Annotated in this window: 4 protein-coding genes; 2 read left to right on the top strand and 2 right to left on the bottom strand. The window is 73.0% G+C overall.

Annotation, left to right across the window (positions count from 1 at the left end; all coding sequences use genetic code 11):
- Positions 1-126: 126 nt before the first annotated feature.
- Together ACZ5GT_RS11510 and ACZ5GT_RS11505 are read right to left on the bottom strand one after the other, a co-directional pair.
- Positions 127-2,067, bottom strand: a complete 1,941-nt coding sequence (locus ACZ5GT_RS11510) for an amylo-alpha-1,6-glucosidase (RefSeq protein WP_469019210.1) — start codon at positions 2,065-2,067, stop codon at positions 127-129.
- Positions 2,064-3,632: an MGH1-like glycoside hydrolase domain-containing protein gene (locus tag ACZ5GT_RS11505; protein ID WP_469019207.1), complete on the bottom strand. Its 1,569-nt coding sequence runs from the start codon at positions 3,630-3,632 to the stop codon at positions 2,064-2,066. Before ACZ5GT_RS11505 ends, ACZ5GT_RS11510 begins: the two co-directional genes overlap by 4 nt.
- Positions 3,633-3,752: 120 nt before the next feature.
- Between ACZ5GT_RS11505 and ACZ5GT_RS11500 the strand changes: the two genes are divergently transcribed.
- Together ACZ5GT_RS11500 and ppdK are read left to right on the top strand one after the other, a co-directional pair.
- Positions 3,753-4,958, top strand: a complete 1,206-nt coding sequence (locus tag ACZ5GT_RS11500) for an ROK family protein (protein WP_469019204.1) — start codon at positions 3,753-3,755, stop codon at positions 4,956-4,958.
- 464 nt (positions 4,959-5,422) lie between these two features.
- Positions 5,423-8,170: a pyruvate, phosphate dikinase gene (gene ppdK / locus ACZ5GT_RS11495; RefSeq protein WP_469019200.1), complete on the top strand. Its 2,748-nt coding sequence runs from the start codon at positions 5,423-5,425 to the stop codon at positions 8,168-8,170.
- The last annotated feature ends 227 nt before the right edge of the window (positions 8,171-8,397 follow it).

Below are 8,397 nucleotides of genomic sequence, written 5' to 3'. Positions count from 1 at the left end.
GAAGGCAAGTGAGACTAGAGAATGGCGCGTCGCCCCCCCCCCCCCCCCCCCCCCCCCCCCCCGGCCGGTGCCGGGTGACGGGCTGTGGGTGGCCGGTCGCCGTCGTCCTCGTCCCGCGCGGAGCGCCTACGCGCCGCCCACCGCTGTCAGTAGTGCGAGCGGGGCGGAGGCCGACCGGGATTCGCGTACGCAGGCGTGCGGGTACGGGACCGGTTCCGGGTGGGTGTCCCGTCCGTATCCGGCGAGGACCTCCGGGAGCCGGTGGCCGGTCGCCGTCGCCGCGTCCACCAGGGCGTGCGCCACCGTGCGGGCCTCGTCGTGCAGGCCGTAGCGGGCCAGCCCCAGCGTGAGCAGCGCGTTGTCGTGCGGCCACACCGAACCCCGGTGGTACGACAGCGGGTGGTACGCCGGCTGCCCCGCCGCCAGCGTGCGCACCCCCCAGCCGGAGAAGAAGTCCGGCTCCAGCAGCCGCCGGCCCACCTGCTCGCCGTACTCCTTGTCCAGCAGGCCCGACCACAGCAGGTGCCCGGCGTCCGAGGCCAGCGCGTCCACCTGGCGGCCCTCGCCGTCCAGGGCCAGGGCGGGGAAGGAGTGCTCCCGCATCCAGAAGTCCCGCTGGAAGCGGTCGCGCAGATCGGCCGCCGCCTGCTCCAGCAGGGCCGCGTAGACCGCGTCGTCCCACACCGTCCGCGCCACCTGCGCGGTGCGGCGCAGCGCGTCGTAGGCGTAGCCCTGGGCCCCCGCCGCCATCACCGGGCCGGTCGCGCGGGTGCCGTCGGCCGAGCAGATGGCGCCGGGGGAGTCCTTCCAGTTCTGGTTGGCGAGGCCGTTGCGGTCGGCGCGGTAGACCAGGTAGCCGCGCGAGGTGAGCCCGCCGTGGTCGAGCATCCAGCCCACCGCCGCGCGGGCGTGCGGCTCCAGCCGGCGGGCCAGGGCCGTGTCGCCGGTCTGCTCGACGTACGCGCCCAGCAGCACCAGGAACAGCGGCGTCGCGTCCACGGAGCCGTAGTACCGCCCGTAGGGCACCTGCCCGAAGTGCGCCAGCTCGCCGTGGCGCACCTCGTGCACGATCTTGCCGGGCTGGGCCACCGAGCCCGCGCCGGTCTCCCCGGCCTGGGCGGCGGCCAGCGCGAGCAGCGTGGCGGCGGCCGGCCGCGGGCGGTACGGCAGGACGAAGAGGGAGGTGAGCAGGGCGTCCCGGCCCAGCAGGGTCAGGAACCAGGGGGCGCCGGCCGCCGGGACGCGCAGTTCCTCGCCGTCCGGTCCGGTCGCCGGGACCTGCAGCGATGCCAGGTCGGCCAGGCCCCGCGCGCAGGCCGCGGCCAGCTCCGGCCAGCCGGTCGGGAAGGCGACGCCCTCCACGAACTCGCCCTCCAGCTCCAGCAGCCGCTCGGTGGCCGCGGCGGGGGAGGCGGGCACCCACGGCTCGCCCGTCGCCCCGTGCGGACGAGCCGTCACCCGCAGCGCCAGCTCCACCGTGCCGTGCGGCGGGAGCTCCAGCGTCCACACCAGGCGGCGGGCGCCGGTGCCCGTCTCCTCCACGCCGTCCGGGGCGGGCTCGGCCGTCACGGTCGTACCGGAGCACCACTCGCCGCGCCGGTAGCCGAACTCCACCCCGTCGTCGAGGATCCGGCGGGAGCGCACCACGCCGGTCTTGGCGTAGGTGCGGTGGTCCGAGCGCAGCTCGAACTGGTCGGTGAAGTCGGCGTCCGCGGTGACCGCGAGGCGGACGGTCGTCGCCACCGGGCGGTTGCTGGTCACCCGCACCGACTCGACGAACGCGCCGTCGCCGACGGCCTGCTCCCGGAAGACCGTGCACGCGGGCGGCTCCTGGCGGCCGCCGCGCGGGACGAGGACGCAGCGCGCCGTGTCCCCGTCGGCGACCGGCGTCAGCGCCTCCGGCACCGCGCCGTCGACCGTCAGCTGCCAACGGCTGAGGTGCCGGGCGTCGCGCACGAACAACCCGTCCGGGGAGCCGGCCCCCCGGACGACACCGCTGATGTCCCCGCCGTCGCCCACGGCCGCGAAGGTCGCGCCGTGCACGAGCAGATGGTGCCGGTCCGTCATCCCCGGTCGCCTCCCCTTACTCCCTCGTCACTCATCCCGAACGTGCGCGCGCCCGTGGCGGACACGGCGTGTCCGGGGCGCGAGTGGAGCAGATCCAGCGCGAGGGCGGCGGTCCAGCTGAAGCCGCTCGCCCCGCACGCCTCGCCGGTGTACGGGTCGACGTACTCTGCGAAGCCGGTGGCGCCGGCCAGGCCGAGCACCGCCTCGCGCAGCGCGTCGGCGAGCTCCCGCTCGCCGTGCGTGCGCAGCCCGCGCTCCAGCAGCCAGCCGGTGTTGAACCAGGCCGGCCCCCGCCAGTAGCGGTGCGGGTCGAACGCCTCGCCGAGCAGGTCGTAGCTGGGGACCAGGCGGGTGGCGGTGCCGAGCCCGAAGTGCTCGCCGCGGGCCGTGCGCACCAGGGCGGCGGCGACCTCGCGGGGCAGGGTGGGCAGCAGCAGCGGGATCAGGCCGGACACGCTCCGCTCGGGGATCCGTTCGCCGCTCACCACGTCCCGGCAGAAGAACATGCCCTCCGCCGGGTCCCACAGCCGGTCCACGAGGACCGACGTCAGCCGCTGCGCGCGCGCGTGCCGGGCCGTGCCGGTGGCCCCCAGTTCGCGGGCGATCCGGGCCAGCGCGTGCTCGGAGGCGATCAGCAGGGCGTTGAAGCAGGGGTCCTCGACGGCGAAGCCCGCCCCCGCGCCACCGCCCGGGCGTACGGCTCGCGTGGCCGGCCGGTCGGCGTAGCCCCGGTCCCGGTAGTCGGCCGCCAGCCGCACGTAGCGTCCGTAGTCCAGGTCCGTCGGCCGGTCCTCGGGCGAGCCGTGGGCGAGGTCGGCGCGCCGGAAGGAGCGGGCCGGGGCGGGGGTGACCCGGCTCAGCGGCGCGTCCCAGCAGGGGCTGTTGTCCATCCCCTGCTCCCAGGGGTGCACGACGGACGCCAGCCCGCCCCCGCCCAGGTCCCGCCGGTGCATCAGATAGCGGTGCCAGGCGGCCAGCCGCGGGTACACCCGGGTCAAGAACCCGCGGGCCCGGGACAGGCCAGGATCGGCGCGGTGCACCAGCCAGGCCGCCAGCGCGTGCACCGGTGGCTGCACGATGCCGGAGGTCTGTACGGTGCGCGGGGCGCCCGCAGCGCGCCCCGCGGTCGAGGAGCGCCAGAAGTCGGGGCTCGGGAAGTACGCGTCGAGCGGGACGGAGGGGTTGAAGACGATGTGCGGGACGCGTCCGTCGCCCCACTGGGCGTCCAGCAGCGTCTCCAGCTCCGTCTGGGCCCGTAACGGCGACAGGTGCCTCAGGCCGATGGCGATGAACGCGGAGTCCCACGACCACTGGTGCGGGTACAGGCCGCGGGAGGGCACCGTCGAGCTGCCCCTCCAGTTGTCCTCCAGCACGCGCGCCGCCGCGCGGTGCAGCGGGTCCGCGGCCGGTGAGTCCGCCGGGGCTGCGGTGGACGTTGTCCTCAGGGCTGCTGTCGGGGTTGCCGTCGGGGTTGCCGTCGGGGCGGTCGGGGTTGCCGTCGGGGGCGGATCGTATGCGAAGGCTCGCTCGGTGACGCGGGCGGTGAGTTGGGCGGTGCGATCCACTCGGGGCTCCCCGAAAGACGTGCGGCCGACCGGTTCGGTCGTGGGTACCGTAGGGTTACGTCTATTTAACACGCAAAACTCAATATGTAATGCAGGCTTGAAAAGCACAAGGGGGTGCGCATGAAGGGACGAGGGCAGGGAGGACAGGCTCGCGCCGGTGATCTGCTCGAACTGGTGCGCAGCGGGCGGGCCACCACGCGCGGCGCGCTCCAGCAGGCCACCGGGCTGTCCCGGGCCACCGTCGGCCAGCGCCTGGACCGCCTGTTCCGCGCGGGCTGGCTGCGCGAGGGGGCCGGCGGCCCGGTCGACTCGCCGCTGGGCGGCCGCCCCTCCATCACCCTGGAGTTCGACGACGAGCACGCCGTCGTCCTCGCCGCCGACCTCGACACCCGCCACGCCCGCGCCGCCGTCCTGTCGCTGACCGGCGAGATCCTCGCCGAGCAGGCGGGCGCGCAGTCCGTCGAGGACGGCCCGGACGCCGTGCTGGGCGAGCTCGGCGGCTGGTTCGCCGAGCTGCTGACCAAGGCGGGGCGGCGCGCCGGGGACGTCTGCGGCATCGGGCTCGCGGTGCCCGGGCCCGTCGACAGCGAGACCGGCCGGGTGGTGCAGCCGCCGATGATGCCGGGCTGGGACGGCTACGACATAACCGGCCGCCTGGCCAGGGCCTTCACCGAGCGCACCGGCGCCCCGGCGGTCCCGGTCCTGGTCGACAACGACGCCAACCTCATGGCGTACGGCGAACAGCGCGCCGGATACCCCGACTGCTCGGCGTTCGTGCTGGTCAAGGTGTCGACCGGAATCGGCGCCGGCGTCGTCGTCGGCGGCTCCGTCTACCGGGGCGTCGACGGGGGCGCCGGCGACATCGGGCACATCCGGGTGGGCGCGGAGGCGCTGTGCCGCTGCGGTTCCTACGGCTGTCTCGCCGCTGTCGCCAGCGGCTGGGCGGTGGCGCGGCGGCTGACGGAGGCCGGGGTGCCGGCCGAGTCCGGCTCGGACGTGCGCGAGCTGCTGGCGGCCGGGCACCCGGACGCGGTGGGCTTCGCGCGGGAGGCCGGGCGGCGGGTCGGGGACGTGCTGGCGACCGTGGTGACGCTGCTGAACCCGGGGGTGCTGATGATCGCCGGCGATCTGGCCGGAACCCCCTTCCTGACCGGCGTGCGCGAACTGCTCTACCAGCGGGCACTGCCGCGTTCCACCGCTCATCTGGACGTCGTCACCGCGCGGCTGGGCGAGCGGGCGGCGCTGGTGGGGGCCGGGGCGCTGGTGGTGGAGCACCTGTACGCGCCGGAGGCGGTGGAGGAGCGCCTGCGGGCGCTCGGGGTGTGATCTTCGGCGGGATGTGTGAGCGTGTTTGGTGCGGGTGTGTTCGCCGGCGGCCGTGTGACACGCAAGTCGCCGTTCCAGGACGCGTCCGCATGGTGAAACCGGACCCTCTGCGGGAGCGTGATTCTCGCCACCCTTGATAAGGGTTCCGCTCAGATGAGCGGATCTTGCGCGACTGCACTTTTCCAAGGGGTGGCACTCAGTGCCATCACTTGATCGTTCATCGATCGAAATCAGGCGTGCCGTAAGCCGCTCAGATGAGCGCCCAGGAAGCCTCTACGGGGGTTGATGTGTTCAAGAAGTGAAAACACTCGCCCGTTGTCGCTTGCCAAGCTTTGACTTTCGATCCGCTGGCAGCCGACTGGTTACGGGCGCATGACGCGCAAGTGGACGTACCCATGGGCCTTCGATCTGGGTATGTTCCTCGCCGTCAGGGCAGCCACCGCGTCCTCGAGGAGTCGAGACCCGTGTCGGAAAACAAAGAACCCCACGTAGCCGCGCAGGCCAACAGCGTTGAGGGCGTGAAGTTCGTTTACGACTTCACCGAGGGCAACAAGGACCTCAAGGACCTCCTCGGCGGCAAGGGCGCCAACCTCGCCGAGATGACGAACCTCGGCCTCCCGGTCCCGCCCGGCTTCACCATCACCACCGAGGCCTGCAAGGTCTACCTCGACAGCGGCGAGGAACCGGCGGCACTGCGTGACGAGGTGAGTGCGCACCTCTCCGCCCTCGAGGAGAAGATGGGCAAGAAGCTGGGGCAGGCCGACAACCCCCTCCTCGTGTCGGTCCGCTCCGGGGCGAAGTTCTCCATGCCCGGCATGATGGACACCGTCCTGAACATCGGCCTGTCCGACAAGTCGGTCCAGGGCCTGGCCAAGCAGGCCGGTGACGAGCGGTTCGCCTGGGACTCCTACCGGCGGCTGATCCAGATGTTCGGCAAGACCGTCCTCGGCGTCGACGGCGACCTCTTCGAGGACGCGCTCGACAAGGCCAAGGCGGCCAAGCAGGTCACGGTCGACACCGAGCTGGAGGCCGCCGACCTCAAGAAGCTGGTCACCACCTTCAAGAAGATCGTCAAGAAGGAGGCCGGCCGGGACTTCCCGCAGGACCCGCGCGAGCAGATGGACCTCGCCATCAAGGCGGTCTTCGACTCCTGGAACGGCGACCGCGCCAAGCTCTACCGCCGTCAGGAGCGCATCCCGCACGACCTGGGCACCGCGGTCAACGTCTGCTCGATGGTCTTCGGCAACCTCGGCCCCGACTCCGGCACCGGCGTCGCCTTCACCCGCGACCCCGCCTCCGGCCACCAGGGCGTCTACGGCGACTACCTGCAGAACGCGCAGGGCGAGGACGTGGTAGCGGGCATCCGCAACACCGTCCCGCTCGCGGAGCTGGAGCGGATCGACAAGAAGTCGTACGACCAGCTCATGCAGATCATGGAGACCCTGGAGAACCATTACAAGGATCTCTGCGACATCGAGTTCACCATCGAGCGCGGCCAGCTGTGGATGCTGCAGACCCGCGTCGGCAAGCGCACCGCCGGCGCCGCCTTCCGCATCGCCACCCAGCTCGTCGACCAGGGCCTGATCGACGAGACCGAGGCGCTGCAGCGCGTCAACGGCGCCCAGCTCGCGCAGCTGATGTTCCCGCGCTTCGACGAGCACGCCAAGACCGAGCAGGTCGGCCGGGGCATCGCGGCCTCGCCGGGCGCCGCGGTCGGCAAGGCGGTGTTCGACTCCTACACCGCCGTGAAGTGGTCGCGCTCGGGCGAGAAGGTCATCCTGGTCCGCCGCGAGACCAACCCCGACGACCTCGACGGCATGATCGCGGCCGAGGGCATCCTGACCTCCCGCGGCGGCAAGACCTCCCACGCGGCCGTGGTCGCCCGCGGCATGGGCAAGACCTGTGTGTGCGGCGCCGAGGAGCTCGAGGTCGACACCAAGCGGCGCCGGATGACGGTGCCCGGCGGGCACGTGGTGGAGGAGGGCGACCTCATCTCCATCGACGGCTCCACCGGCAAGGTCTACCTCGGCGAGGTCCCGGTCGTGCCGTCGCCGGTCGTGGAGTACTTCGAGGGCCGCATGCACGCGGGCGCCGACGACGCCGACGAGCTGGTCGAGGCCGTGCACCGGATCATGGCGTTCGCCGACCGCAAGCGCCGCCTGCGGGTGCGCGCCAACGCCGACAACGCCGAGGACGCGCTGCGCGCGCGGCGGTTCGGCGCCCAGGGCATCGGCCTGTGCCGCACCGAGCACATGTTCCTCGGCGACCGGCGCGAGCTGGTGGAGCGGCTGATCCTGGCCGACACGGACGCCGAGCGCGAGGAGTCGCTGAAGCAGCTGCTGCCGCTGCAGAAGCAGGACTTCGTCGAGCTGTTCGAGGCGATGGACGGCCTGCCCGTCACCATCCGCCTGCTCGACCCGCCGCTGCACGAGTTCCTGCCCGACATCACCGAGCTGTCGGTGCGCGTCGCCCTCGCCGAGGCCCGCAAGGACCCGCACGAGAACGACCTGCGCCTGCTCCAGGCGGTGCACCGGCTGCACGAGCAGAACCCGATGCTGGGCCTGCGCGGCGTGCGCCTCGGCCTGGTCATCCCGGGCCTGTTCACGATGCAGGTCCGCGCCATCGCCGAGGCCGCGGCCGAGCGCAAGAACGCCAAGGGCGACCCGCGCGCGGAGATCATGATCCCGCTCGTCGGCACGGTCCAGGAGCTGGAGATCGTCCGCGAGGAGGCCGACCAGGTCATCGCCGAGGTGCAGGAGGCCACCGGCACCGAGCTGAAGCTGGCGATCGGCACGATGATCGAGCTGCCGCGCGCCGCGCTGACCGCCGGCCAGATCGCCGAGGCCGCGGAGTTCTTCTCCTTCGGCACCAACGACCTCACCCAGACGGTGTGGGGCTTCTCCCGGGACGACGTGGAGGCCTCGTTCTTCACGGCCTACCTGGAGAAGGGCATCTTCGGTGTGTCGCCGTTCGAGACGATCGACAAGGACGGCGTCGGCTCCCTGGTGCGGGCCGCCGCGAAGGCCGGCCGGGAGACCCGCCCGGACCTGAAGCTCGGCGTGTGCGGCGAGCACGGCGGTGACCCGGAGTCGGTCCACTTCTTCCACGAGGTGGGTCTGGACTACGTCTCCTGCTCGCCGTTCCGCATCCCCGTGGCCCGTCTGGAGGCCGGTCGCGCGGCCACCCAGTCGGAGGGCAGCGACCACCGCTGACCCGGGGGCCGGCCCCCTCACCGGCCCCCCAACGGCTCCGGAGCCGTCTCCGGTCCCCGACCAGACCGATCGGGGGCGGCTCCGGTGCTCACCCGGAAGGGCCGGCCTCCCTCACCGGCCCTCCACCCGCTCCGGAGCCGTCTCCGGTCCCCGACCAGACCGATCGGGGGCGGCTCCGGACCTCACCAGAAGGGGCGGCACCCTTGTGCGGGGGTGCCGCCCCTTCC

Source organism: Streptomyces sp. NPDC031340, assembly GCF_055569945.1.
Note: the sequence above shows the minus strand (reverse complement) of the source record. Positions and strands in the feature narration are given on the sequence as shown.

What these genes read in the sequence shown, in the direction of transcription:
- ACZ5GT_RS11510 (WP_469019210.1), bottom strand. Translation starts at nt 2,067, where the DNA reads ATGACGGACCGGCACCATCTGCTCGTGCACGGCGCGACCTTCGCGGCC.
- ACZ5GT_RS11500 (WP_469019204.1), top strand. Translation starts at nt 3,753, where the DNA reads ATGAAGGGACGAGGGCAGGGAGGACAGGCTCGCGCCGGTGATCTGCTC.